The sequence below is a fragment of the Bartonella sp. CL100XZDX genome (genome assembly GCF_042195375.1).
Classification (GTDB): Bacteria; Pseudomonadota; Alphaproteobacteria; order Rhizobiales; family Rhizobiaceae; genus Bartonella.
Genome location: NZ_JBHIOH010000054.1, coordinates 1 through 25,795, shown reverse-complemented (window position 1 = coordinate 25,795; position 25,795 = coordinate 1). Strand labels below are relative to the sequence as shown.

The window sequence follows — 25,795 nt, the reverse complement described above, 5'->3', positions numbered from 1 at the left end:
TTGTTTCTTTCTGATACGTTAAAACTCGTCATAAAAGATGCAGTAAAGAATAAGCAACCAGCCTATTTAGCAATAATAGACGTGAAGAAGGAGAAAGGCTGTTTTTAAAATTTCTTGCGATTTTAAGCTTATAGTTTGATAAAATTTAATTGATGACTTTTTTTATTTTAAAAGTTTATTGTTTCTTTTTTCTAATTTGGCTTATTATGTCATTTATGCCGTATCATCGTTTATGATGAGAGTTGGTTCGTGTAACCTTACGCATGTGATATTTTGTATTATGTAATGAATATTTTTACAAAAGTTTTGTTTGTCGAGTCTTGTGAAGAAGATTAGTGGTCAGCAGCAGTTTTCGTGCTAACCAATCACGTAAACGAGAATGAAGCTGCTGGAAAATGCTTTAAGTTTCGTTTCTCTTGTATATTGTGATGGGGAATTCACATTAAGGAGACTGCGATTGATTGCAGATAAAAAGAAATCATTGCGAGAAAGCAGGTATATTTGTTTCAAAATTTCTAATGCTTTTGATGGATAAAGGCACAATTTTGTTGTCGTAACACGTCAATCTTTCAGATTTTCAAGTTAAAAACTATCCATATACTTCCTTTGTCTTTCACAAATGTAACGCCTATAATGAAAAGGAAAGACAGTCTTGTAAGGATATGAAAACACAAAGCCAATAATGTTTTGTTGTTTTTTGATAGAAATATTGGATAAAAGTTAGAACATCTTTCCAATCTATGTTCGGTCTATTCATGACTTTATGGTGTTGTTTTTCTTATAAAACTTTTTCTTTAGTGTTCCTCAACGCGAGCAGTATGTTTGAGACAAAGATTAAAGCGCTTTAATGCTCTCTCTACTGTTACAGCTTTTGTATGCTAGATGAGGAGAGCCCTATTGCATTATCCATTTGCGTAATCTCTGAAACCGGTTTACAGCTTTATTGGGGAAAATATGAAGTTATAAAGGGGAAAATCAGTCCAGATGACAGTCTTTTTTAAATTCGGCTTTGCTACTTTCAAAAGGGTCCAGAGCAATATCTCTTAAATCATGAAAATAACAGCTTCAGGCTTTTGTTGTTCTTTGAATAGGATATCACGCCCCACAGGTAAAATAAAATGCTGGAATATCCTTGTTTTGCTAATTTATGCGCTTCTTTTGAAGAAATATCTCTCAACGCTTCCCATATTCATTTTCATGATGGCTCTCATGAATGGTATCGTGCAAGCTTCGTTGAGCGCTATCATCTTTATGCCTAATAAAAGAGCAATCCGACACCATCCGTTATATTGACAAGCCTTCAGTTTTGTACAGTCTTGGCTATTTGAGAGCGTTTATGAGAGTTTGTTCTTAACTCGTTTTATTTCACACGAATACTTCCTGCTTGTGACATGCAAGAAACACGCTTTTGATTGCTTCACTATAAATAGACTTGAGAGAATCTTACGGTATTAGGATTTATCATTCAACGTGCAAAATAATTAATTGTTATAAATCAATATGTTGTAGTTAATCATAGATTATGGCTTACGGCTTTTTTTATAAAATACTCTGCACGCCTTTTATTCGGAATATGGGGTTTTCTTAGTGGTTTTACTGTCGTTTTAGGTGTCTGTGGCGTACGAATGAGCTCGTATTGGTAAAGGAAGAGAAAAAGAAGGTGGAGCAGTGATAAAAAGTGAGGTGAAAATAATTTTCTTTGATCATCATATGAATTTTCACGCATTTTTATGGCGTCGGGTGTGCATGCTTGTTGTATATTGAGGAGCAAAGCTTGCTTGTAGAGTTTTATGAAGTGGCAAGCCAAGGGAAAGGCGCAAGACAAAGATTATTGACAGATTGTTTTTTACAAATCGATGTGTATTTAAGAATTTTCGTCTTTAAAGGCGAGGAGGAAGTGTGCGAACCCTCTGTTTAAAGACGCGCTAAACGATAAAGATGCAGCGAGCGTGATCCGTGATGACAATAGGCAAGAAGAGGCAGAGAGGCTGTTTTTAAAATTGTTTGCATGGCTTCAACAGCTGACTTTTCTATAGTTGGAGGAGAAATGGGAATGTGATAGGCTTTTATGCCATATTCATTTGCGACCGTTTTAATGCTAGAAAAGTCAGGTTGATGGAGCTCTTCGTGATCGGGGCGGTTACAGATAATTGTTTTAAAACCAGCTTGTGCCAATGTTTTGATATTTTCTATGCTAAGTTGGGCGCTGATAAAAATATCAGGTTCAATTTGTTGTAAATTCATTTTTGTTTATTCCCAATTGCATGATCTTCACGATACCCTCTGGTCTGGTATATAGAAAGAACATAATGAAGGTAAGTTTTTCAGTGGCATCTTAACAAAAATATTCTTTTTGTCGAGAAAATCTATTTGGGAAAAATGAGCTATAAGATGCAAAATATCTCACTCCGCAACATGTTCGTTATGCGATTTATGAAAGACGGATGTTTGGTCTTTATGGATAATCTATAGTGTTTACTAAACATAGACATTTCATTGTGTTGCTTGTTTACGCGCTTGCTAGAGGCACCCTTATTTCTCTTAAGCCCATTTTACTCTGTCGAGCGTCAAAGAGTATAAAATTCATGGATCACCACCCTTTTTACGCTTATGAAGAAGGAAGTCGGCACCTATTATATTTGCCAGCCCCCAATATTGTAATAGTTCTTGGTACTGGAGATTCTGCATAAGAAGCATTTTAAATCCTTTCTTGTACAGTTCTTGCCCACACGCCAATCCCGCTTGTAACGTACAAGAGATATGATTTTGATTAATTTAATATAAGAGGCATGAAATGAGAGAATCTTCCTGATTTCAGCTCTCTCATTCAACGCGTAAAACAATGAATTCTCCTTATAGTTTGTTGTATATTCAGAGTGGAGCTTGTTTGTAGAGTTGTATTAAGTGGATAGCATGAAGGGAGAAGCCCAAAAGGCCGGCGCAAAATAAGAAGCTGGATCATTTACAGCGCATTGTTTACAGATCGACATGGATTTAAGAATCTTCGTTTTAGGGAGGGGGAAGAAGAGCATGCCTCTTTTAAATTTATTTTGTTCTTTTCAAGAATATCATCTTCATAATGTTTTTGCTCATGCTAAAAGAATATTATAAAAAATTGCGGGCTATTGTTATTTATCCTAAAAATAGGAGAAATGGTTATTTTGCACGTATTGGATGCTTGTTTCTTTTATTACTTTCTGTATAATCGTAAAAACGATAATGCTGAAAGGCGTAATAAATGATTATTGGACTTTTGAATCAAAAGGGAGGTGTCGGAAAAACGACGTTGAGTGTTAATCTTGCGGCCAGTTTTGCCCGTACCGGTGCACGGGTATTGCTTATTGATGTTGATCCACAGGGAAGCGCATTGGATTGGGCTGCTGCGCGTGAAGATGCACCTTTGTTTTCGGTTATTGGTTTACCGCGTGCAACGGTTCACAAAGAGATTACACAGATTGGTCATGGTTATGATCATATTATTATCGATGGTCCTCCGCGTGTAACTGATCTTGCTCGTAGTGCTCTTATGGCTTCGGATTTGGTGCTTATACCTGTTTTGCCTAGTCCCTATGATATTTGGGCAGCGGATGGAATTGTAAAGCTGATTGACGAAGCACGTGTTTATAAAGAAAATCTCAAATCTGCTTTTGTTATTAATCGTAAAATAGTCAATACAGCGATAGGGCGTGATGTGAACGAAGCTCTTGGCATATACCCTGTGCATGTTCTTTCTTCTAGCGTTGCGCAGCGCGTGATTTTTGCAGAAGCAGCAGCACAGGGGAAGGCGGTTTATGAAGTTGATAAGCAAGGACCAGCAGCAGCAGAGATTGAAGCGGTTGCAGCCGAAATCAAGGAGTTAGCGCGATGAATAAAAAAATTAAAATCGGCACAAAACCAACGAATAAATCAATTCCTTTAACAGCGGATGCATGGGTAGGAAGCCACAAAGGGAGCATGAGTGGAGGTATGAAGCGCCTCACGATTGATATACCAGAAAGTTTGCATCGGTTGATTAAGGTCAGTTGTGCAAGTCGTGGAACTAAAATAGCTGATGAGGTCCGCGAATTGCTTTCACAAAAATACGGAAAAGTGTAAAAAATGATACGATAATTTCGTTGGTTTGAGTGCTCTTCCTTTTTCACGATGGTTGCTTCATTCAAGTTGTTTCTCATAAGGTTCTGTATCATCGCATGAAAGAGCTATGAGTTTGCGAAAAATTCTCCGTTTCAAACTTTTCCCTATAAGTGTGATAATCATCATACTACTTGTGATCTTATCCGCTAGATGAGTAGATAAGTTTATTCTTCCATAAAAATTATCTTGATAATGCTTTTAAACATCAGGTTATTTTTTTGTTTATTGTACTTAATACATGCGTAAATAATGTAATTAAGAGTAGCGTTGATTATTTTTTTCTGTTATGCAGCAATCCATTTTATTAAATTATATTCATGTTTATAAAAGGGGGGGGATAAAAATAAGTAAAATTTACTGATATTGATGCGCTATAAGTTATTCCTAATAAACAAAAGAAGTCATTGAGCATATTATAGACAATATTTCTTACATTTATATGATTTTATAGTCTTAAATAGTTAATGCCAGTCGTAATGGTACGCAAGGAAATAGGCTTTTTTCTTCAATTGGAATGTATAAGATCGCTTTTTTAGCATTTCTATTGGCTTTTAAAAAGTACAGGGGGGACTTAAAGCTTTCTTTCTTTTCCGGTGGTTTAGAAATGATAAGAGCGCAATCTGTTGATTAAAAGGTGTATTTTTTCGTTTGCAGGGAATTTGCAATGAATATAGGCATGACGAATTTTGGGTAAGATATCGTGCTGCTTCTCGTTACCAAGAGGTTCTTGAAGGAAAAGAAATGATTAAAAAGCTTTTTGAGAGTGTCAAGATATCAGAATTTTTGCTGAAGTTTTAACACTTCAAATACAAAGAGCTGCCGTGCAGATAATGTTACAAATGCAAGTCTGATAAATGAAAGGCAGTTTTCATGATTTAACATGTTTGTGTTGGAAGTGTACGTATTTGCAAAGGAACGTAGACGCAAGGTCACAATATAGGAGGGGATGTGAACCCAAAGATATTGTTAATAAAATATAAAACAAAGAGAGGGGTTAAATCATGAACAAGATCATTATAACAGCGCGGCTGCTTTGCGTGGGACTTGTCGTTTCTGGTTGTGAAAAAACTTATAGCGTAGCAGAATTTAAGAAAGATAAAAAATTGATGCAAGAATGGGGAAAGAAATGCGATAAAATGGGCCCCTCTGCTTTTGAAACCAAGAATTGTCAAAATGTCATGCAAGCCGATATGGAACTTTTTCAAGAGCATTATAGAAATCTTGCAAAGGAACTTCGTGAAAGTAGCAAAAAGGGGAATGAAACTGAAAAACAGCAGGACAACAATTAAATCATAAAAATATATTGATAGCGGTATTTTTCTTTGTACGCGATTTATCATCATAGATTGGGAAAAATCGCGCACAGAAGTGGATTTTAAAATTTTTGAAAATGCACAATGAACCGAATGTACAATTTTAATCGGGTGCTAAATTGTGTCCTAAACTTTGTAAATTTGAAAAAGGGGAATTTATTGATGAATAAAGCCATTATTATAGCATTGCTGGTTTGTACTGGACTTGTCGTTGCTGGTTGCGAAAAAACTTACAGCGTAGCGGAATTTAAGAAAGATAAAACATTACTCGAAGAGTGGGCAAAAAAATGTGAAAAGCTGGATCAATCTTCTATGGAGAAATCTAAAAATTGCCAACATGCCAGACAAGCATATATGGAACTTATGTTTGGCATTCATTAAAAACATACAGTTCAATAAGTAAGGAATTGTTTAGTTCTTGATTCTATTGCGTTTTTTAGGATCTCTCTAACTTTTAGAGAGTCTTTTTATGGCTTCAAGAATTAGTCGTTTACGATCTGTACTCTTTGTGTAAACGGATGCTATACTGTCATTTGTTCAGCCCAAAAGTGCTTTCAATTGTAGATAGTATTTCCTCCCAATGAGTTGTTACGTGTTACTACTAATTTTTTAATGTTTTGGTTACATGTATTTAAAATATGAGATTAAATCTATCTTTGGGGTGTTTTTTTGCCTTTATCACAAATAAATGTTTCATCACACTAAGATCGTCTTTAAGCGTTGCGGCTAATTTCGGAAAAATTGGGAGGAAACATTTGTTTGGAAATTACTTTTCTCTGTTTTAATAAAGAGAAAAACATTCTGAATGTAATTATTATCGTTTTATACTCAAATGTTTTTCTCAAACTATTTTAAAAAATTGCTTTTGATTTGAGAATATTATAACATTAGTTAAGATATGAGGCAGTTTTGCTAGGACGGTTTTGCCGGATTTGTGAGGAATTGAGCGCCTTCCACACCTTTTTATTTTTCCCCTCTCTTTTCTGAGTTTGCAAGGGTTTCCCTTGTTATTTTTTTATCTTGATTGTGTCGTGATATTATCATGTTGAGCGGTGGAGCTCATATAAAAATTTACGTATGAGGTGTTTTTTGTTCTCGAGTGTGTGATGAATATTTTTTTGAATAACACTTTTATTTATAAAAATAATTTAATTATTTTATACTGAATAATGATCTCGAATATAGTAAGATTCTCTTATTCCAAATCTGTTCTAGGTTGAATCAATTAAAACCATCTGCTTGCACGTTACAAGCATGGAGAGCCGTGTGGATAAAAACTGTTGAAGAAAGAAGTAAAAATGCCTCTTATGAACGATCTCAAGTGCTAAAGATTGTTGCAACATTTGGGGCTGGAAAAGTGTGTGATGCTGCTGGTTTATTTTCTCATAAGGGTAAAGATGGTGTTCAATAGATTTATTATAAGCTTCATGAAATATTATCCTTTAGAATTGTGATATGCCCTTGAAGGGGGGAGCAAGAGAAACTTACTCAATAAGGAGACAAATGATTTACAGATCGGATCTGGTAGAAAATTTCGTTTTTTAAGGTGGGAATGAAGTTGAGATTCAAGATAGCGTGAAAAGACGGACACTGATGGTTAAAAATGCATACAAAAAGCAGAGTTTACACTCAAATAGTTGCAAGCGATGTTTGAAATTGGGTGTGTGGTTTATCTGTAGAATTAAAATTTTGCTTTGCTCTTATGTGAAATTAAGATGCTTATTTGCGCAAATTACAATAAGCCAAGAGAGTATGCTTAGTATATTTCTATTACGAGAACTAAAATAACAACAAAAGCATTGATGGTGATAATCAAGGTTGAATAAAGCATAGCGGCTTTTACGAGATCAGCCATAAAAACCTCTTTCTGTTCTTTTTGAGGTGATTTTATGAATAACAATATGTTACATATCTGTAATATATGCTGCTACAATATATTCGGCAAGCTTAAAATCGTTCCTTTTTTATAAAAGCTTAAGGAGTGGGAGTATTGTGAATCCTAAAAAAGAAAGCTTTAAAAGGACTATTGATTGCTTTTGTAAGTTTTGTGTTGCTGGAAACTTTTTTTTCCTGTTATGCTATAAAGCACTGTCATTTATAACGGTAATATAAGGCATATAAGTTTTCTTGGAACGTTTAAGTATTTTTTAGTGTGCGATGAATATTTGTAGGTTTATTTATTGAGCCTTTCGTTTAAGTGAATCACAAGAGTGGAAGTCAAGAGAAGATCGTTTGACAAAAATTCGGACTGCGTACAGAGCCGATTGAGTTAAGATCTTGGTCCTTTAAAGTGAGCGGAGGAAGACAAAAATGTTTTTTGATCGTTTATCTCATAGCAAGATTGGTTAATGCTGTTCTAATGGGGCATGTTTTACACAAAAGTAAAGAACGTTCCAAACGAAATATACTTATGTTGTATATTAGTATTGCATATTTATGTACTTGTTTTAAAGAAACATCTCTCAACGCACACGACAGACATTTTACGATGACATTCGTAAATGGTATAACGGTAAATGTGACTAGTATAACAGTAAAGCTCTCGTGAAATAATATAAACTTTGAATAATATAAAAATCTGTAGAATGCTATCATCTTTATACTTATGAAAGAGCAAGTCACAATCATCGTACGCTTGCTTCCAATATTTATTATAGTTCTTGGCATTTGCTAAGGTTCATAAGAGGCATTTTTCTTTCAGCGTATTTTATCAACACATCAGGGCGTTGTTTGTGATGTGCAAGCAAGTGATGTTAATTTATTCAACATGGAATAGATTTGAAATGTGATGATTATGAAAGAGAAGAGCCGCATTTAGAAGGTTAAAAACGAGAGAAAGTTCGTAACAAAAATTGTACCTTGATTATAAAATGATTGTTTCTCTGTTTTTATACTAGTAGCGCATGTAAAGCCGCGATATTAAGAGCAAACTGTTTTATGGAGCGAAATAATCTATAGGAAGATACTGTGGAAATTCTGAAAATATCAATGTGGGGGAGCATTAAGCATTATGCATTGGATAATATTTTGATTTATAATGATAATCTATCGTTATTCAACTTGAATTAGAGCCCTGAATACTGGAATTTTTTTCATTCCAAATCTGTTTCGTGGTGAATTAACTAAAACAATGTCTTTTGCAGTTACAAGCAGGGAGCTCCCATGCGCAGAGAAATTGTACAAGAAAGGCCACGCTTTATGAACCATCTCAAGTGCCAAGGGTATCAGAATATAAGGGGTTAGCAAAATATATGATGGTGCTGGCTTGCTTCTTTTATTAAGCGTAAAGATGGAAAGTGCTCAATGGATTTTATACATGTCATGGAAGATTTATCATTATACCATTCATGGGCCGCGGCGCGAAATAGGCTTGGGTGCACTTACGAGATGTTTCTTTAAAACAAGCGCGTGAATATGCGATTGAAGACGTATCGAACTGATTGGCTAAGAAATTCTTGAAAAGGTTCAAAAAATCTTATATAGTCGTTCATTGCAAAGAAAAGCGAATGATAACTTAAAAAAGGAAGATTGATGGCTGTTTAGCTATTTTAAGATGTCTTTTTTTATATTGCTGTATGGCTGATCTGTTCAAAAGAGCATTCTTTTTGTGTTTTATGCGAAATACTGCATGTGTGCAGAAAGAGCATGGGAGAGGGGATGTCTTTTTGAATGGGTGCAAACTGATCTTGTAGGGTGCCATCTTATGGGACGCCAGAAGGTATACAGGTTTAGGTGCAGAGAGAGCCATACGGTTATGGAGGGTAAAATGCTGCTATCGGTAAAATGCTGAAATTTTTAATGGGCTTACGTTTTTATATGCTGCAAGATAGGCTGCGGGTTTTTGTCGGCAGATAGTTTTTGTGGCCGAAGTTTTCGTGAGAGCATTGTTGTTTTCTGTTGAAGACGTACTGGTGATAAAATAGGCAAAGATAAAATCGGTAAAGCGAAATAGACAGAACAAATATGGAAGTTTCGATATTATCGTAAGGTTTGAGTTTATAGCGTTTTGATGAATTAGTATAGCCGCAATGATGGTTTTGGAGCAAAGCAAGAAAAATATTTGAAGAGAATGCGTTGAAAGTTGAAGTGGTATACGCTTTGAAGGATTGTCGTGCTGTTGTTTGAGCAATGTTTGCACCACGAGCTTGGTTGAGTGTATCAGCATTGAAGAGAACCTGTTTAATCTCCCTCATTTGAAAGTAAGATTGAACAATAGTGTTGAAGGGGAAGTAAAAATGTCTGTAGTGCAATATGGTGATGATAGTTTTGCAGCAAAAGCAAAAGTTCTTGATAATAATCTTATTGATCGTGATTGGGCGATGACAAAATTTGTTGCTGCTGTTAAAGGATTAGCTCAAGTTGTTGATTATGAAAGCAATATGCTAGAGAGCAGTGGTGTTCCAGATTACGAAGAAATAAATTTGCGTAAAATACGTGGTTTGCGTGATCTTAATAAATCCATGAGTGATGTGAAGCGCTACATGAATCAAGATATTGAGCATGAGGTTGAAAGTTTGTTGTCTGATTTACAAGAAAAATTACAGCGTAATAGTGAATTACTTCAAACACATTTAAATGCAGTTAATGATCTTTCTAGAGCTATACAACTATCTGGACTTGCAAAAGAAATAGAGGAATGATTCAAATCTGCTTAATACGGGCTGTTCTAAGTCATGACAATGATTAGGTAGGGCAGTTGATTTGGATAAATAGTGCGTTTAGTGAGTAGACTTGTTTTAAGTGCATTTGGGTATTTAAATTATTATCCTGTTGTACTGTAAAATGCTGTTCTTAAAACAGTGTCTTTTAAGGTGTAGTGATGTGAACCGCATGTTTTGGGAAACTGGCTGAAAGAGAACTCAGAGAAGGCGGATTATTTACAGAGAATTGTTTGCAGACTAAGTTAATAGGGGGCTTCATTTTTTAGTTTAGGGAGAGGCGATCAAGAGGATATTTAGACCAGCCTGTGATGCTTTAAAAACAGCTTCCTTGGGGCTGTGGTAATGTAAGGTTTATACATTAGAGTCTTTTGCATGCGCATTTAGCAGACCTAGCGGCGACTTACTCTCCCGTGCCTTAAGGCAAAGTACCATCAGCGCTGGAGCGTTTCACGGCCGAGTTCGGGATGGGATCTGGTGCATTCACTCCGCCATAACCACAAAGTCAGCAAAAAGCATGAATGATGAAGAGTATGTGATGAATATTGCTTATAAGCCTCATGGAGTATTGTTCTTTGAAGTGTGGTGATATGAAGCGGTTCGTTGTTTAAATCTATATGTTTGAGACAAAAATTAAAGCGGTTTAATATTTTCTTTCTGCTGTTTTTAGTTTTTGTATGTCAGATTGGAGAGAGCATCCAGATTTGAGTGGATATATTGCGTATATCTTTGTTGGCGTAATATTTGAAATGGGGCGGCAATCTCATTGGGAAAGAATAAAGGGGGAGAAATCAGCTTCCCTCTGTCCTGCCGTCCTTTAATTTAGCTTTATGTCTTTCAAAAGTATCTAAAGCACTATCTGTTAAATAATGAAGATTACGTATTGTTTCACGCTTTTTTTATTGTATTTTTTACTGGGGGCACGTCCTTCATGCACGACAAAATGCTCAAAATAGAATGGATTTGTTATTCCTAATTCACGGCCTTGTTTTAAAGAGATATCTAAGCTCTCAAGTCTATTTCGTGATGGTGGTTGTGGGGCGCAACGACATCTTTGATGCAACGGCGCTTGTGAATGGTATAATAAAAAGTCCCCATGGAAATAATATAAAATCTATAGGGTACGACCATCTTTATGCTTAATAAAAGAGCAAGTTGATATTGTTATATTCTTTGCTTTCTTCCAATGTTGCTACAGCCCTTGGCACTTGAGATAGTTCATTAGAGGCATTTTTAATCCTTTCTTAATAGTTTTTTATCCCTATGGCTCTTCCCCCTTGTCACTTGCAAGAGATATGGTTTTTGTTGATTCAACATGGAACAGGTCTAAAATGAAAGAATCTTACGATATTCTGGATTCTCATTTAACATGCAAAACAATTAATTGTCTTTATAAATCAAATGCTTGTCTTATGATGGAGTTGCTGTAGCATTGAGATTTTAGAGGAAAAACATGCCTTTAAGAATTTATACCAGATACTAAGTCTTTATAGCAGGTATATTAAATGCACATCATTTAAAATAAATAGAGCGTCCACAGCGAAGAAGGGGCTGACTTTTTTAAAAATATGCATGAATGCTTATTCTGTTGTGCTGTAAAAACATCATCGCTTGAGGTGTGGTGATATAAGACATAAAACTTTATGGGGTATTTTGATGAGAGAATGCTAAGATATTCAGTTTTTTATTCAATATGCAAAAGAAATATTATAAGTCAAAATCTTCTTTGATGTGATAATGATTTTTGAGAATTTAAAAATATATATAAATTTAAATAAAAAAGCAGCACTTTGTGCTGCTTTTTTATTTAAGTTAAAATTAACTTCTGCTTTAGAAACGATAACGTATTCCGCCAGACAAATTGGTGCCAGATACACCGGCTTTTTGCAGTTTTTGCCGATAGCTGATATCGGCGTTTAGTACGATATTTTGAGAAAGATATGCGTTCACCCCCATGCCTCCCTCAACTGAAGAGCCGGTAGGATCAACATGAAAGGTATCAGCAATTTTTATTGTTTTACCATCGCCAAAAGTTCTGATAACATTCATTTTACCATAGAAGGAAACAGCCTTGTTTTCCTCAACAGCCATTATCGTTTTTGTTAAACGTCCACCAAAACGGATCAACCATTGATGTGGATTGCCCATGTCTACTTTTAAGCCATTGGTATCTGAGAAAATATCAAACATGAGATTTTGATAAATGAATTGAGCTTGTGGTTCAAAGACCAGCCCTTTTGTATTGGTTGCTAATTTCTGACCAATGGTTGCAGATATATTAAGCATCTCGGTACCATCCAATTTTGCGGCATTCCCAACAAGAGCCGTGGTAATATTTCCTTTTAAGGTTCCGTAAGAAAGAAGTGTGTTTAGATATATACCATTGCTATGTTGGATGCTGCTGTAAGCGGCAAAAGACCATTTATCAAGAGTTGTCTTTTCAGAATCTTGCATCTCTTTTGGCGTAAAGGCAAGTTTTCCGTATGTTCCTAAAAGACCAAAATGTGTGCTTATGTCTTTACCTTCCAAGGCGGCTAATATGACACCTATTTGTAAAGCAGTATAGTTTACATCAGCACCATAGCCATAATGTAATGGATCGCGGTTGGAAGATAAGGTGACTTTCTCGCCGTAGGAAGAGAAAAAGATACCATTTTTTTTATTGTCTTTTGCCCCAAATACTGTTGTGCGCATATTATCTAACAACGCGTTTTGATTGTTTACATCAGTAAATCCAGCAGAAAACAAAGTATTAGATATGGTTAAATAGTTTGCTACCTGTGGTAAAAGGGCTCGAACCTTTTTATCCTTATCAATGTAGGCATTCTGTAAGCGAAAATCCCAGAAATTACTGTTTTTACCAAAAAGATTTTGGCTCTCATGAGATGTTCCAGGTTTATAGCCTGTAATTACATACTTATAAGGTTGTTTCCCTATTGTCATATAGTTTCCTGCTAACGTGAAGGAATTTTCATTTGCTTGTCCGGAAACTTGAATGATTGAAATCCCATGTGTCCCTAAAGGAAGTGACGCCATGCGTTCTTCCCAAACAGCAGAGCTATCGGTTATTTTTTTATCTGTTTCTTGGAGATTGATGTGAACAACAGTACTCCCTGAGACATCACCATTAATCACAATGCGATCAGTCTGTTGCTCCGTGATAGGAGAATGTTTATTCCATTGAGTATTTACATAAATTTCTGCAACACCTGTTGCACTGTAAACCGCTGCTGTGTGGGTCGTTTCGTCTTCTTGCGAAAGATTAGGTCCTATAAACAGAGTTTGATAATGTCCCTCCATTGGCTTGTCAAACATAATGACACTGTCTGTAAGGTGCAATTCAGAAAGATTAGAGTATGATTTTTCATCAACATCAAACTGTCTATAGTCATTTAAAATATTATCATTATTTGTGGCATTTTTATTCGCCTTTAAAAGCCATTTCGTCCCCTCTTTTAGATCAAAAACTGTTCTATTATCTTTAGAAGTTCTTACCCGACCTTCTAAAGAAGAGTGGTCTGCAACTAATGTAATAGTGTTTGTGGAGGCACTTTCGTTCTTTATATTTTTTAATAAAATATCGGCATGGACTTCTGAATTTTTAAGGTTGACTTCTCCGTCTACGCCTGTTCCATAAAGGTTGATACCGCTACCATGTTCAACAAAAAGCTTTGTATTCTCTAGGGTTACTTTATCTTTATTAGGAATAGCTTGTTCTTGAACGACATTGTTATTCCTTTCAGCATTGCGTGTATATTGTTTTCTAGGGGTATAGTATTGATTATTGCGGAAAATAATACCGTCTGCTTCATAATTTCCCGTGACATGTACGCTTGAATCCTTAAGTTTGATTGTGCCCCTCATGTTTAGCAAACCAGCTGTTTCTGCTGTTGCAGTAATACCTGTAGCATCAATTTCTCCACCATCTGATACGCTTAGTGCAACAAAACGTGCATCAACTGTTCCCCCTATCATGTTGACTTTTGAATTATTTCCATCTGCATGTACAGCAAAACCATTGTCTTGAATTTTTTTGTTATGTAGCGTTATGGTCTGACCGTTTGTAGCCTCAACTCCAGAGCTTATATCCTCAGTTTGTGTAGACTTTTCAGGTTGTTTTGTTGGTGATATTGGTTTTTCAAGCTCTGATTTTGCAGATACCTTTTGTGTTGAGGCAGATTGCACGGGCGCTGGTTTTACAGATTTTGGCGGTACCGGTAATGCTGATTGTCCAGTTTCTAGTCTTAAAGATATTGGCTGTGCGAGTTCTGGTTCTTTAGGCGTTGGCGATAGCTCTGTTGTTAGTCTTGTAGCTTCCGTGCTTGTAGGTTCTGACTGTGAGGATACAGCAGAATTTTCGGGCGTTTTTTTTCTGGAAGAGTTTGTAGAAGAGGATGGCACCCCTGAACGTCTTCTAGATTTTGCTTCCATTTCTGTCGTTGAAGCTGTTCCTATCGCTGGAGATTGTGTAATAGTGTCTTGTGTGGCTGTAGGGGTAGATTGTACATCTTCTGTATTTCCTTCAAGTTGTGTTTTGGGAGGTAGAGTGCTCGTGGAAGTAGGCGTTGTAGATTCACTCCCTGTAGGAGAAGAGCTTCTGGTCGTTCTTGTAGACCTAGATGTTGAAGGTGGATACGAAGATGATGCATTTGAATAGGGATTAGAAGTTCTGGATGCACCTATTTGATGAGTGGGTTGCAGAGAAGAGAGAGCTATCGTAGGTTGTGTATTCGTATCATGAAGAGCATTAGACAAGCTGGTGGAAGAACAAAACAGAACTCCAGAAACTGTGTATAGTAAAAAACTTTTTTTCATATGGATGTATTCCTAAATGTTTCCCCTCTCTTAATAAAAGATAAAACCTTGGCCTCATTATGTTTATTTTGTAAGAGACAAAACGAAACATAATGAGAGCACGTTATATTTCAAGATAGGAATATAAGTATTTTTAAAAGTGATAGCGCATTCCAGCGGAAATATTTATTGCAGAGATGCCATCTTTTTTGAGTTTATGTTGATAGCTGAGATCACTATGAAGCTCGATATTTTGCGATAAGTGCGCCTGAAAACCAAAACCACCTTCGATTAAAGATTCCATAGCAGCAAACGGAAAGTTTTCACTAAAAGTGTTGATCATGTTCAGTTTGCCGTAGAAGGAAAAGGCATGGCCTTTGTTTTGTGTCAAACGTCCACCAATACGGAGCAACCATTGATGAGGTTTGCTTATGTCTATTTTAGAGTTATCGCCATCTGATTTAGAGTTATCGTCATCTGAGAAAGAGCTCCTATCTGATAAAGAACCAAGCATGAGACGTTGATACACAAGTTGTGCTTGCGGTTCTAGGATTACACCTTCCAAACTGGTTGACAGTTTTTGACCAATAGTTGCAGCGGCTCCTAATGTTTTACTATTCTTCACTTTTGAGGTATGTTTGATGAGAGCTGTGGCGTTATTTTCTTTGAAAATTCCATAAGAGAGAAATGCACTTGCATAGATGCCACTGTCATGCTGAATATTTCCATATGCGGTGAGTGACCATTTATCAAACATATTTTTTTGAAAGCTCTCCTTGTTTTTAGGAGTAAAAGATAATTTTCCGTATGTTCCGAAAAGGCCAAAGTTGCTGCTGCTATTTTTATCTTTTAGCGCTATTAATGTTGCTCCTGCTTGCAATGCAGCATAGCGAATATCTGCTTGGACACCATCTTGTTCTGCTTGAACCTTGGAAGAAAACGTGCTCTTATTGCCATAAGAGGATAAGAAAACGCTTCTTTCTGGATGATCTTTGGGTTCAAACATTGTTATTTGCATATTGTCTAACAAGATATTTTGATTGTTGACATCACTAAACCCAACAGCAAACATCGCGATAGGCATGACTAAAGAGCTTTCTTCTTGTGGTGTAAGAATTGTTCTTTTTGCTGTCCCTTCAAGAGAAGTAGAAGTTGCAGTTGCTTTATCATCATCTGTAAGTTTAAAGGTGCTCTCTGTAGCCGCGGTAGCGGTATTTCCAACTTTTGGGAGCAAATTCATATGCGCTTTTTCGGATGGAAGAGTCGTTTTCGATTCCGAGGAAGTGGTGTTTGTTTGGGGATTAATATCAGATTGCGAATTTTCATTTATTTTAGGCTGTCTCATTCCATGATCTGTTCTTGTGAATGAATTGTCCTTTGAATTATCCTTGTGTTGGGCAGCAACATGAGCGGGTGGTAATTTATCACTAGAGCGTCTTTGTCTTGTACTGGAGACAATAAGAGGTTGTCTATTCTCTTCAGATGAAGGAGAGGTTATATCTCCTTTTCTCTCCACGTTGGTTATTTCATTATTGTTCAAAGCTTCTAATACCGCTTTGCGTAAAGTATTGGAAAGTTCCTTGTTGTGTTCTTGTAAAGCACTATCTATTTGTACTGCTTTATTTTGCAGTTCAAACCAATTATGATTGTCTTGGCTCACCCATTGTTGGCGCGCGGTATTAAAACGCTGTTGATTATCAGCATCAAGAATTTTTTCTGCTTGCACGGCATCGGAAACTACTTTGTCGTAGCCACGTAATAAATTTTCTCTTGTTTTTAATCGGTTCTGACGTAATTGTTCAAGGTATGCTATGGCTTGGTCACGTATATTATCCATTTCGTGGTTCACCACGTTCATATGTGCATCAGAACCGTAACGACTTTCACCTGCAAAAGAGTTGTTAATCGTATCTCTTACACGATCCATATGATTTTCAAGTGCTTGGTTGAAGTGCGAATTATCTTCCATCATGGCGCCAGAGGCTATCTTCTCAAGATTTTTTTCTGCTTGTGTTGGTGTGTTTATTGAATCAATGGCATGGCGATATTGTTCAGGTAATTTCATGATCCCTTCAAGAGCATGGCGTTCCTGGTGGCTTAGACCAGAAGCGGTACTGGTAGACGTAAAATTAAAAGAAGAAAAAAACAAAGCACCAGCGGTTGTACATAATAAAAGATTCTTATGCATAGAGATGTTCCTTAAGATATTTTTCTTTGTTTTGCTAAAAATGAACCACTTTTTGACACACTACAATTTTTGTAATGTAGTAAAATATAAGCAGCACTGTTTTCATCTCAGCGCTGCTTATGCGTCAAAATAGAGAGCTAAGATTTCTAAAAGCGATAACGCATTCCACCGGAAAAGTTAATTCCAGAGAACCCAGCTTTTTGAAGTTTATGTTGGTAATTAACGTCAGCATGAAGTGCGATATTTTTAGAAAGTTGCGCGTTAATGCCAAGCCCACCTTCAAGGGAAGAGCCCATAGAATCGAGATGGAAAGATTCAATAACATCGATAGTACGCTTCTCACCAAAAGCTTTGATGACATTTAATTTACCATAAACAGAAAGAACACGATCTTTTTCAATGGGAAGCATTGTTTTCGTTAAACGCCCTCCAATACGGACCAACCATTGATGAGGGGTTTTTATATTAACTTGGAAGCCATCAATATCTGAAAGAAAGCCAAATGCAATATGTTGATAAATAAGTTGTGCTTGTGGTTCAAAGGATACTCCTTCAACACCAGTAGCTAGTTTTTGTCCAACGGTAGCTGATATATTTAATGTATCCGTATTATTTAACTCTGTAGTGTTGCCGATAAGGGCTGTTGTAATATGTCCGTTTAAAATGCCGTAAGAGAAAAGTGCATTAACATAGAGACCATTATCATGGTGGAGGTTCCCATATGCCGTAAAGGACCATTTATCCAGTATGCTTTTGTCAGAACCTTCCATACCCTTTGGCGCAAAAGCGAGCTTTCCATATGTGCCTAAAAGACCAAGATTCGCGGTCATATTTTGATTTTCTAACGTTGCTAATGTCATGCCTGCTTGTATAGCAGCATAGTGAACATCAGCACCATAACCATATTCCAATGGACTACGGCTGGAAGATAACGTCATCTTGTTGCCATAAGTTGTTAAAAATATCCCTTTCTGTTTATGACCTTCTAATCCAAAAATTGTTGAGTGCATATTATCTAACAGTGTATTTTGATTGTTTATATCAGCCAAGCCAGAGGAGAATATTGCATTATGCATAACCAAATAGCTTGCCATTTGAGGAACAAGAGCTTTGATCTTTCCTTCATCATCGAGAGTCGCACCTTGCAAACGGAAATCCCAGAAATTCTCATTTTCTTCCAAGGGAGCTTGTCCGTTATTTCCTTTTTCGAGGGATGATGCATTGGTGTTTTGTGCATCTTTCTGTTTTGATTCTTGTGATATTCCGCTTAAATGACTTTGTGCTCTATCGGCTTTTCCACGGCGGGACGTTGGTCCATAGGCATTTAAGACATATTTATAAGGCAAACCGCCCATTGTGGTGTAGCCATGGGCCAGTTTGAAGGAATCTTCATTTGCTTGCCCAGAAACTTGAACAAGTGAGAGCCCACGCATATTCAAAGGAATTGTATTTTCTTCATCATCGAATGGTTCTGCATGCTTTGAAAGATTATTGAAATAGATTGTTGTGGTGCCTGAGACATCACCATGAACGAGAACACGGTCAGTTTTTTGTTGTTCTTTTGTAAGACCATTACTCCATTCGGTATTAAAGTAAATCCTTGCGTTGCCCAATGCATTGTAAACCGTTGTTGCATCAGAGCTTCTGTTTGGCTCTGTTTTTTGTGGATGTTTTCCTACATGCAAGGTTTGATAATGATTGTCTGCTAGTTTATGCGGCGCATTAAATATGATAGAGCTATTATTAAGGTTTAGAACTGAAACGATTGATTGTGCTCGGTTCTTAAGATCAAGGAGCTTGTAATCAAATAGACTAAAACTGTTTTCTAATTCAAATAGACTAATTTTTAAATGCCACTTGCTGTTATTGTTTAGAGTGAAAACCGTTGTATTTTGAGGAAGCGTTTTGGCTCTTCCTTCCATAATCGAATTATCAGCATCTAATGTAAAAGTAGTAGGTTGAATCTCGACGAAGGGTGAGACTTCATTTTTTAATAACATATCAGAACGAATTTCTGAGTTTTTAAGGTACACTGCATTAGTTTTGGGATAATAAGGTCCGAAAATACCTACACCGTCGTTTACAAGAAGTTTTGTATTATTAAGAATTGCTTTGTTTACAACTTCTTCTCCTTCTTTTATTGTAGAGCTCAGAATATAACCAAAGTTGATACCATAGGCTTTGCTGTGGCCTATGACGTTTAATGTTGAATCTTCAATATGGATTGCGCCGTTTGTGAGTGACAAACCATGCTCTTCTGTCTTTCCCACAATTCCTTTGGCATTAATTTGACCACCTGACGTTGCAGAAAGCAAAGTAAAGCCTGAGTGCATTATTGAGTTTGTAATGGTAATATGACCTTTCTTAGCAAGCACGGCATCATACTTACCACGAACAAAAACATTATGAAGGCTCTTCTCTTCTCCATTAGCTACTTGGACCGTAGAAATCTCAAGAGGTTGTCTATTTGCATAAGTTGGAGCAAAATGAGAAAAAATGAAAGTTCCAGCAATTGTACATAACAAAAAATTTTTCTTATAAATATATTTCTTACACATAGATATGCCTTTAGTATTTGGTATGCTTAGATGCTTACTTCATTCCCCTGATGGCGCAAGTACCCAATCAGTTTTTATATCATTATGTTTTTATTGTAAATAACAAAACGAATATTGCGTTTTGTTATTTATCGTTTAAAAATTGGTCTTAGAAGAGCTTTTAAAATAGAAAGCGCAATGCAGCGAAGATGGATTTCAGAAAACCTAGCTTGCTAAGTATTTTTGTTTTAAAGTGCTAAGAATTAAAATATTTTGCAAAGATGTTTGTTACTTAAGGTTGTTGTTATGAAAACTTTACAAAGTTTTTGGAGAATATTTGTTGCGCGCTTGCAAAAAGCTTTCAGGTGGTTTTCTTGCATATAGAATTATTCACTATGAATTTTTTTGATGTAAAAAAGCTAAAATATTTTGTACTCTTTATCGATATACAACAGTTTTCATTGAATCCACTCGGTTTTTATAAATAAAAAAGGCAGCTCTCTTGAAATTTCAACAGTTATCGAGAGATAAAGAATTTTGTTGCATTTGGTTTGAATCAAATTAATTCTTTCAAGAAAGCTGTATAGAAAGAACCGTTATTGATGGCTCTTTTCGATAGATTGCAAAAAAGCAGTACATTCGTACTGCTTTTTTATTAAAAATGAATAGACTATAAGTTATTTTTGCTTTTTCTTAAAACTGATAGCGTATTCCGCCTGAAAAGCTTGCTCCAGATATACCAGTTTTTTGAAGCTTATGTTGATAATTAACATCAGCATGAAGGGCGATATTTTGTGATAGTTGTGCAGTTACACCAAGTCCACCTTCAACAAAAGCTCCTATAGAATCAAAGTGGAACGATTCACCAATCTGTATTGTACCATTGTTAGAAAAAGCTTTAACAATATTCAATTTACCATAGAAAGAAAGAATACTGTCTTTTTCGATAGAAATCGTCGTTTGCGTTAAGCGCCCACCAACACGCACTAAGTATTGATGAGGATTTCCCATATCTACATCAAAGCTATCGACATCTGAGAGTGTGCCAAGCATGAGACGTTGATAAACAACTTGTGCTTGTGGTTCAAAGCCCAATCCTTTCCTACTGGTTTCGAACTTTTGTCCAATGGTCGCCGATGCACTGAATGTATCAGCGTTTTTCAATTCTGCAGTCTTTCCTATGAGAGCTGTGGTGATATCTCCTTTGAGCATTCCATAGGTAACGAGAGTATGGATATATGTACCATTATTATGGCACAGTCCACTATATGCAGCAATTGACCATTTATTGAGTGTACTTTTGTCAGCACCTTCCATATCTTTTGGAGTGAAAGCTAATTTCCCATATGTCCCGAAAAGACCAAAATTGGTGGTCATGTTTTGATCTTCTAGAGCTACTAATGTAAAGCCTGCTTGTAAAGCAGCATAGTGAATATCGGCTCCATAGCCATATTGCAATGGTGTACGGTGAGAGGATAATGTCATCTTATTGCCATAAGTCGAGAAGAAGATTCCTTTGTTTTTATGATCTTTTGTCTCAAAGCCCGTTTCTTGTATCGTGTTCAGTAAAGTGTTTTGATTGTTTATATCAGCCAGTCCAGCTAAGAATAGTGCGTTAGGCATGGACAAATAGCTTGCCACTTGAGGAACGAGAGCTCTGATCTTTCCTTCATCATCGAGCGTTGCCCTTTGCAAGCGGAAATCCCAGAAATTCTGATTTCCTCTCAAATGGTTTTGTGTGCTCCCTATTTGCTCAGAATTTGGTGTTGATTCACCTTTTATATTATTCTCAATCTTTAAAACAGCACCACCTAATATAACGGGGGTCGTGTCGGTTTTTGAGGACTTTTCTTGTGATTGTTGAGTTACTTCTCCTAAATGGCTTTGTGTGCTCTCTGCTTCTCCAAGACGTGATGTTGGTCCATAGGCATTTAAGACATATTTATAAGGCAAACCGCCCATTGTGACATAGCCATTCGCTAGTTTGAAGGCATTTTCATCTGTTTTTCCAGATACTTGAATGAGCGACAGTCCACGCATATTCGCGGGAATAGAAGCTTCTTCTTTTGATGGCTCATCTTTTGAAAGACTATTGAAACTAATTGTTGTGGTGCCTGATACATCTCCATGGACAAGAAGACGGTCCGTTTTTTGTTGTTCTCTTTTTAAACCATCACTCCATTCTGTATTGAAATAAATCCTTGCATTACCTACTGCATTATAAACGGTTTTTATAGCGGAGTTCCTGTTTTCGTGTGGATTAGGAAGCTCAGTTGTTCGTCCTACACTCAAGGTTTGATATTGATTCTTTGCCAGCGCATGTGGCGGATTAAACACAATAGAGCTATTATTAAAGTTCAGTACTGAAACGGTAGACAGCGCTCGTTGCTTAATGTCATGGAGTGCATAATTAAATGAACTAACATCACGATTTATGTCGTATTGACTTACATTTAAATACCATTTGCTATTGTTGTTTAAATTAAAAACAGTTGTATTTACTGCTAAGGTTCTTGCTCTTCCTTCCATAATCGAATTATCGGCGGTTAATACAAAAGTCACAGGATGAGGATCTGAATCTGTTTTCTTTTTTACATTATTTTGTAATAGTACATCAGAACGAATCTCTGAATTTCTAAGTTGAACCTCGGCAATAGACTTTGAAGATGATGGTCCTAAAATACCGACACCATTTTTCACAAGCAGTCTTGTATTGTTAAGAATTGCTTTATTGATAACTTCTTCACCATCTTTTACAAAAACATCTAAAATGCTATGAAAAATAATACCGGATTTTCTTTTGCTTTCTATGAATGAATCTTCAATGTTAATGATACCGTTTGAAATCGATAGACCAGTATACAGGGCATTGACTTTTACTTCTTTAGCATTAATACGTCCACCTTGTGATACAGCAAAAGCAAACGAAGCTGAATGTATTGTTGAGTTCGTAATTGTGGCAATTGCTTTCTCAGAGGCGTGCACTGCGCTCAATCCATTGCGGATAAAAACGTTATTAAGAGTTTTTTCTTCTCCTTTCTCCAGTTTAAACTCACTAATAATTTCAGGAGGTTGTCTATTTGCATAAGTTGGAGCAAAATGAGAAAAAATGAAAGTTCCAGCAATTGTACATAACAAAAAATTTTTCTTATAAATATATTTCTTACACATAGATATGCCTTTAGTATTTGGTATGCTTTGATGCTTACTTCATTCCCCTGATGGCGCAAGTACCCGATCAGTTTTTTATATTATTACGTTTTTATTGTAAATAACAAAACGAATTATATTTTATGGTGTTCTCTATGATTTGAAGTTTTGCTTCAGAAAAACTTGTTCATGATCATAAAAAGTCGAGAAAAGTGGATTTCATAAAACCTAGCTTGGTTAAGCTTATGCTAAAAGCACTATGAAGTATGATATTTAAAAACTGTCTATTAAAGATAATCGCTATAAAAGCTCTATCGCATTGAGATGTATTATTTGATGTACTCACCAAAACGATCAGAAAATTTTCTCTGCTAGAAGAAGTGATGAGGGGGCTATTCACAGGCTTTCTTTAAAGAAGCTTTTCCTTAAGGGTAGCAAAGTCCATTTTTCTAAGGTCGCACAGCCCATTTCGCGATGGTTTTCATGAATGCTATAACGCTAAAGCTATAGAGTCCCATCATCTTTATGCTTACGAAGGAGCAAGCCGATACCTTTACGGCTTAATAAAAGAGCAACCCCATTACATACTTTGCTAGCTCCCAATGTTGTGTGGATAGCCTTTGGCACTTGAGGCGGTGCATGAGAGGAATTCTTAGGCTTTTCTTATATAACTTTGCTTCACACGCAGCCCCGCTTGTAATGTGTAAGTGAATGATTTTGATTAGTTCAACATGGAACAGATTTTAAATGAGAGAAATTTACGATATTCAAGATTTTAATTCAATAGGAATAACGCTAAATTATCATTATAAATCAATATTTTGAATATTTCATTAAAAACATCTTTTATTGATACAAAAAGAACTTTATTGAGTTATTTCATTTTATAAATGAAATAACTAGCTTTCTTGAGCGTTTTGTATGTGAAAGATAAAGCGCTTGTTGTTAGATTTTCTTTTCATGCATTAATTTTCTCAAAACTGTTTGTTTGGAAGAACCAGCAATGGAAGTGTAAATAAATCTTTATAGATAGCGACAACACATCGTAAAGAAAGAATTTATTTTATTGCTATAATAGATTGTAAATAACAAAAAAATACACTCCGTTTTTTTGTTAATAGTAAACGGATCAATATGCTTATTTTTTTATAATTTTATATTAAAATTGGTAGTGTATTCTATCAGAAAAACTTGTCTCGGCTATACGTCTTTTAAAATTTTTTCTGATAGTTTACATCAATATAGAAGGTTAAATTGTGAGATAACTGTGTATTGTGCTAAACGCACCTTTAATGGCAGGATCTATCGGATTAAGGTAAAAATGAATACCAATCTGTTTAGTATCATCAATATCAAAGTTTTTTAAGGAAGTTCACTTTCTCATACAAGGATGGGGTACGATCTTCTACGGTCCTAACAATAGTTTTTGTTAGATACCTACCTATCCGGACTAACTGGGGAGGCTGTCTGATTTAATTTTAAGATCATCAATATGTTAAAAGTTGGTAAAAATCAAATCCTTAGCACACAAATTATGTTCGTGGTTCAAAAGGTTAGTTCTCTGATTATTCTTTGCAAATTTTTGACAAATGATTGTTGAGGCAATTAACATTTTTACAGCATAACTTTAATAGTATTTTTTATAGAAGTTTTAGAGATATCTGCTGTACAGATATCACAAGGGAAGAGTGTAGCCATATGAAAACACCATTATGCTCTGTTATATTGTAAGCTATGATTGATGATTTATCCAGTGTGCTTTTTTTCATTTTTCTAATATCATCTTTGCTTGGACAGCTCTATGGCGCATATTAGCACCATATCTATCTTCAAAGAGGAGCATAATCAAACGGTAGAGTTTCTGTACTTCCATAAGTGAAAAAGCAAGAAATCTTCTATTTTTTAAGATTTATACTTAATGCTGTTATCTTTATATTATCTAAAAATACACTTTTTTAGCTTTATGGGCAAATTCGATGATGAATAGCTGCGCAACCCATGTGAAGAGGAGAAAAATCGTATTTAAGTGGAAAAGAAAACACTTCAGGAAAAAATGGATTTCATGTTCGAAAAGGCTGCATACTTTGTGACATATTCTAGATAAAAATACCTTATCTTTTATCTTGATAAAAATGGTATAATGTAATGATTTATAATGATAATTTATCGGTACTTTCATTGAATTAGAGTTCTGAATAACGTAAAATTTTCTCATTTTAAACCTGTTTGTCTTAAATCAAGCAAAACCATTCTCTTGCACACCACAAGCGGGGCTGGCGTGTGGGTAAAAAATGTATAAGAAAGGAGTAAAAATGGCTCTTATGAATCGTCTCAAGAGCCAAGGGCTTTAGCAACACCCACGAGCTGGAAAATATAATGATGGTGCCGGATTGCTCCTTCACAAACGTAAAGATGGGGGCGCTCAATGGCTTTACCGTTATACCTTTCACGGGGGGCGCCGGCGTGAAATGGGCTTGGGTGCCTTGAGAGATGTCCCTTTAAAACAAGCTCGTGAATTGGCAACTGGGTGGCGTGCTGTTTTACGTGAGGGGCGTGCCCCCATTAAAGAACGTGAGAAACGAAAACGTGAGGCAATGCGTAATCTCCATTACTTAAAAGACATTGCCTTAGATGCTTTTGAAAGTTGTAAAGCTGAATTAAAAATGATGGTAAAGATGGAAACTGGTTTTCACCTTTAAAACTCCATATTCTCCTCAAATTAGGCTGTCTGTCTATTTCAGAGATTACACAAACAGAAATACGCAATATCCTCGCTCCCATCTGTCATACAAAAGCTGGAGCTGTTAATACAGCACTGATGCGTCTAAAGCTTTGGTTTAAACATGGGCGTTGGGCGTGGATGTTGATTTTACAGGCAGTAGAAAAAGCAAGGGCTCTCTTAAGGAGGGATAGTGTAGTGTTATTAGGATTTATAAAGCGAAAAGGCAGCATATTGTAGCTGCCTTTTTTGTTAATGCATAGAAAAGAAATACGCTGTTTTGACAGTTTTATTTTAAAACT

General features: G+C 36.0%; 12 protein-coding genes, 1 rRNA gene and 1 pseudogene. 8 read left to right on the top strand and 6 right to left on the bottom strand.

Annotated features, from left to right (window positions below):
- Nucleotides 1-1,118 precede the first annotated feature (1,118 nt).
- A complete protein-coding gene (locus tag ACFILU_RS06115) occupies nt 1,119-1,259 on the top strand; it encodes a hypothetical protein (protein ID WP_375637739.1) in 141 nt (46 codons plus the stop codon).
- Nucleotides 1,260-1,914: 655 nt separating this feature from the next.
- On the opposite strand, the gene ACFILU_RS06110 is transcribed toward ACFILU_RS06115, so the two are convergent.
- Nucleotides 1,915-2,244: a TIGR01244 family sulfur transferase gene (locus ACFILU_RS06110; RefSeq protein ID WP_375610590.1), complete on the bottom strand. Its 330-nt coding sequence runs from the start codon at nt 2,242-2,244 to the stop codon at nt 1,915-1,917.
- Between the two features lie 994 nt (nt 2,245-3,238).
- Between ACFILU_RS06110 and parA the strand changes: the two genes are divergently transcribed.
- The 6 genes from parA (at nt 3,239) to ACFILU_RS06080 (ending at nt 10,087) form a co-directional block, all read left to right on the top strand.
- On the top strand, nt 3,239-3,868 hold the full coding sequence (gene parA / locus ACFILU_RS06105; protein ID WP_273790968.1) for a ParA family partition ATPase: 630 nt from the start codon (nt 3,239-3,241) through the stop codon (nt 3,866-3,868).
- Complete coding sequence (locus ACFILU_RS06100) at nt 3,865-4,095, top strand: plasmid partition protein ParG (protein ID WP_273790969.1); 231 nt, start codon at nt 3,865-3,867, stop codon at nt 4,093-4,095. The genes parA and ACFILU_RS06100 overlap by 4 nt, the downstream gene beginning before the upstream one ends.
- Nucleotides 4,096-5,135: 1,040 nt before the next feature.
- The gene (locus ACFILU_RS06095) at nt 5,136-5,423 is read left to right on the top strand and encodes an EexN family lipoprotein (RefSeq protein ID WP_375675194.1); all 288 of its coding nucleotides are present in this window, start codon (nt 5,136-5,138) and stop codon (nt 5,421-5,423) included.
- Nucleotides 5,424-5,609: 186 nt separating this feature from the next.
- Nucleotides 5,610-5,828 carry an EexN family lipoprotein gene (locus ACFILU_RS06090; protein WP_273790972.1) on the top strand — a complete coding sequence of 73 codons (219 nt, stop codon included), beginning with the start codon at nt 5,610-5,612 and terminating at the stop codon, nt 5,826-5,828.
- An 883-nt stretch (nt 5,829-6,711) separates the two neighbouring features.
- Nucleotides 6,712-6,858 carry a hypothetical protein gene (locus ACFILU_RS06085; protein ID WP_375653175.1) on the top strand — a complete coding sequence of 49 codons (147 nt, stop codon included), beginning with the start codon at nt 6,712-6,714 and terminating at the stop codon, nt 6,856-6,858.
- Between the two features lie 2,824 nt (nt 6,859-9,682).
- On the top strand, nt 9,683-10,087 hold the full coding sequence (locus ACFILU_RS06080) for a flagellar protein FlgN (protein ID WP_375675192.1): 405 nt from the start codon (nt 9,683-9,685) through the stop codon (nt 10,085-10,087).
- Nucleotides 10,088-10,495: 408 nt separating this feature from the next.
- Here the strand turns inward: ACFILU_RS06080 and rrf are convergent.
- The 5 genes from rrf to ACFILU_RS06055 all read right to left on the bottom strand — a co-directional run bounded on the left by rrf (nt 10,496) and on the right by ACFILU_RS06055 (nt 22,795).
- Nucleotides 10,496-10,610: ribosomal RNA gene (gene rrf / locus ACFILU_RS06075) — 5S ribosomal RNA — on the bottom strand.
- A 1,325-nt stretch (nt 10,611-11,935) separates the two neighbouring features.
- On the bottom strand, nt 11,936-14,920 hold the full coding sequence (locus ACFILU_RS06070) for an autotransporter outer membrane beta-barrel domain-containing protein (protein ID WP_375675191.1): 2,985 nt from the start codon (nt 14,918-14,920) through the stop codon (nt 11,936-11,938).
- A 133-nt stretch (nt 14,921-15,053) separates the two neighbouring features.
- Nucleotides 15,054-17,087: an autotransporter outer membrane beta-barrel domain-containing protein gene (locus ACFILU_RS06065; protein WP_375675189.1), complete on the bottom strand. Its 2,034-nt coding sequence runs from the start codon at nt 17,085-17,087 to the stop codon at nt 15,054-15,056.
- Nucleotides 17,088-17,233: 146 nt separating this feature from the next.
- Entirely contained in the window at nt 17,234-19,645 is a 2,412-nt protein-coding gene (locus tag ACFILU_RS06060) for an autotransporter outer membrane beta-barrel domain-containing protein (RefSeq protein ID WP_375675187.1), read from the bottom strand.
- Between the two features lie 672 nt (nt 19,646-20,317).
- Nucleotides 20,318-22,795 carry an autotransporter outer membrane beta-barrel domain-containing protein gene (locus tag ACFILU_RS06055; RefSeq protein ID WP_375675186.1) on the bottom strand — a complete coding sequence of 826 codons (2,478 nt, stop codon included), beginning with the start codon at nt 22,793-22,795 and terminating at the stop codon, nt 20,318-20,320.
- Nucleotides 22,796-25,086: 2,291 nt separating this feature from the next.
- Between ACFILU_RS06055 and ACFILU_RS06050 the strand changes: the two are divergent.
- A pseudogene (locus ACFILU_RS06050) lies at nt 25,087-25,676 on the top strand (integrase arm-type DNA-binding domain-containing protein); the annotation flags it as partial.
- Nucleotides 25,677-25,795: the final 119 nt, after the last annotated feature.